The following is a 2,421-nucleotide window of genomic DNA, read 5'->3' as shown; positions in this document are numbered from 1 at the left end:
CTCTGGAATGGCTGGAGAAGGCTTGCGAAGATCATACGACGGAATTGATTTGGCTTAAAATTGATCCTAATTTCGACAAGTTGCGCTCGGAGGAGCGTTTCAAAAATATCTTGCGGCGGATAAACTTTGCGCAATAAACTTTAACGGCGCGCGTAAAAGAAACTTTAGTTTTTTAAGACTAGATTAGAACAGGGGTTCGATCCTCCTCGACTCCACCAATAGATTCAATAATTTCAATAGTTTACAAACAAGAAAGACAAGCTATATTGCCTGCCTTTTTTGTTTTGTGTGCCTATTGTCGCGTCCACGATGGTTCTGCCTGGAAGTTGATAAATGTGCGTCTGCGCCGCAATCGCCATCGCGATTTTAACGCTTCGGAAACTCGCATTTGCGGATCGGTCTTTTTTGAATAAACCAGAAAACGCCGCGAAATAATATCAATCCCATGCGGCGCGAGCCGAGTTTTCAGCTCTTCAAACGTCGGATCGCCGTTCACACATCCATTCGCGGGCGAATGTGAAGCCGCAACATTGTTTCGTAGCTATTAAAGGTTTGTTCAGCAACGCTGGGCTTGATGATTTTTAGCTACTTGTCCAGATACTCGTCTAAAGTCAGTTCCGTCGACCGACCCTGGCCGGGCACAACCGGCGCGGCCGGTGCAAACCGTATGGTCGCGTCGCCAGTCCGGCGCGCCCAGTCGCGGGAGCTATCCCTCACGGGACGACGAAGCCTGGCGCGGTTGCGAATGCGTTGGACAGGATGACGTTGGCCTCCTGCTTCGCCGCCTGCCGCATGGCAATGCTGGTCCGTGTGCCAGCCGCATAGAACCACCAGAGATAGAGCGCATGGAACATCCACGCGCCCTCATACTGCCAGGTAGAATCCGCTCCGTCTCCCCCCGCCCCGTAGACGGAACCTGCGGGGAATTGCGCGTCATGCGGCTTGTTCCCGATGTGGCGAGCCTCATGGATCAGTGTCCCGGCGCGTGAGATCACGTCGCGATTGCCGCCGCCTGCCGGATAGAAGAACTGAATGGTCAGCGTGACGTTCTGGCCTCCACCGAGCGTGCCGTACCACAAGGCGCAAAAGGTCTCGGTGACCCAGCCAAAAGCGGTGCAGACCCAGCGCTTCACCTCGGCATAGATATGGCAGATCCAGGCGAAGAGGATGAACCAGGACCGGCACTCCCGCTTCGTTTCCTCATAGCCGGCGGTGCATCGCCAGGCCTGCCACTGCCGCGTCCACTGGCAACCGGTCGTGACCGCCGTGGCACTCCCGTCCCCGCAGGCGGCGCGCAGGTCGTCGTAGCGCTTGAACTGCTCGCGGACGTAACGCGGCCCCCAGTGAAGGGCATCGCTGTTCCAGTCCTCGTTCATGTAGTCTTCGGCCGAGTAGTTCAGCAGCCACATCGCGTTGAGACATCGGGCCAGCGGCTTGCGGATGTTGCAGACATCGTCGAAGCCCCAGCCGTTCTGCCAGTAATCACCGTTGAAGCCATGGACGTCCCACGCCCAGTCGACGAACGGTTGGTTGCAGATGCGCGGTCCGTAGAGCGCGTCGCCGCTCGCGTTGAGATCGGGGACGCGATAAGTGCAGTCAGCCATGGGACACCTCCGTGGAAATCCGTGGAGCATCGGTTGCCCAGCGTTGCTCCGACCGGGGATGGGCGTCTTCGTCACCGGGCAGTGGCGGCGCCGAGGGGCCGCCACTCTCCGGTCGCGCCAGATGCACCCGCGGATCGCGGACTTGCGGCACGTCGCGCACCGATGCAAAGCGGGTTAGGCCGAGGTGGCGCAGTTCAGCCGGCAGGGCCGCTCTAGCCCGTTCCAGCATATCTTCGCGCTCCGGCCGTGCCGCCAGCGCCGCCAGCGCCACGGTCCGGACGGTAAGCGAACCGGTTGTTGTCGCCCGAAACAGTACATCGAGCGCCGGAGCATAGCCGTCATCGGCAAGGCCCACGATGCCATCGAGTGCATCGAGCGCGAGCATGTTTTGCTCCACCCGCTCTTGCGAACCATGGCCCTGCAGCACCCGGATGTCAGGCGGCGGATCGGGCGGGAGCGGTTGAGGATTGAGTGCCACCTCGCTCAACAGGTCGAGGGCCGACCCATCTCGAAGCGCGGCAACTGCCAGCAACGTCGAGTGACGGACCGCAAACGAAGCGTTAGTGTGTCCGGTAAGAATCGCTCGCGATTCCTTGAGGACGTTGTCCTTCGCTTCGCGAAGCTGCGCCAAAGACGCTACGTATTCTTCGTCGGACTCATTGTTGACGCGATTGATTACTTCAATGAAGTGTCCGAGTTCGCTTCCCGGTCCGCGTTCAAAATCTTGGACTTCGGCCGTCGTCGTCTTCTTCCGGCGAGAGCCGAAAGCAGACGCAACCAACACGATCAGTCCAGCCAGTCCAGCTAACCGCAAGAG

The 2,421-nt window shown here is 59.0% G+C and carries 2 protein-coding genes; both read right to left on the bottom strand.

Annotated features, from left to right (window positions below):
* Window positions 1-713 precede the first annotated feature (713 nt).
* Window positions 714-1,604: a hypothetical protein gene (locus tag M3436_20650; protein MDQ3566378.1), complete on the bottom strand. Its 891-nt coding sequence runs from the start codon at window positions 1,602-1,604 to the stop codon at window positions 714-716.
* The coding region (locus M3436_20645; protein ID MDQ3566377.1) for a hypothetical protein at window positions 1,597-2,421 on the bottom strand (825 nt) is incomplete at its 5' end. The genes M3436_20645 and M3436_20650, both read right to left, overlap by 8 nt.

This window comes from Pseudomonadota bacterium, assembly GCA_030859565.1.
GTDB lineage: Bacteria > Pseudomonadota > Gammaproteobacteria > JACCXJ01 > JACCXJ01 > USCg-Taylor.
The sequence above is the reverse complement of the archived record's forward strand: the minus strand, read 5'-3'. Positions and strand labels throughout refer to the sequence as shown.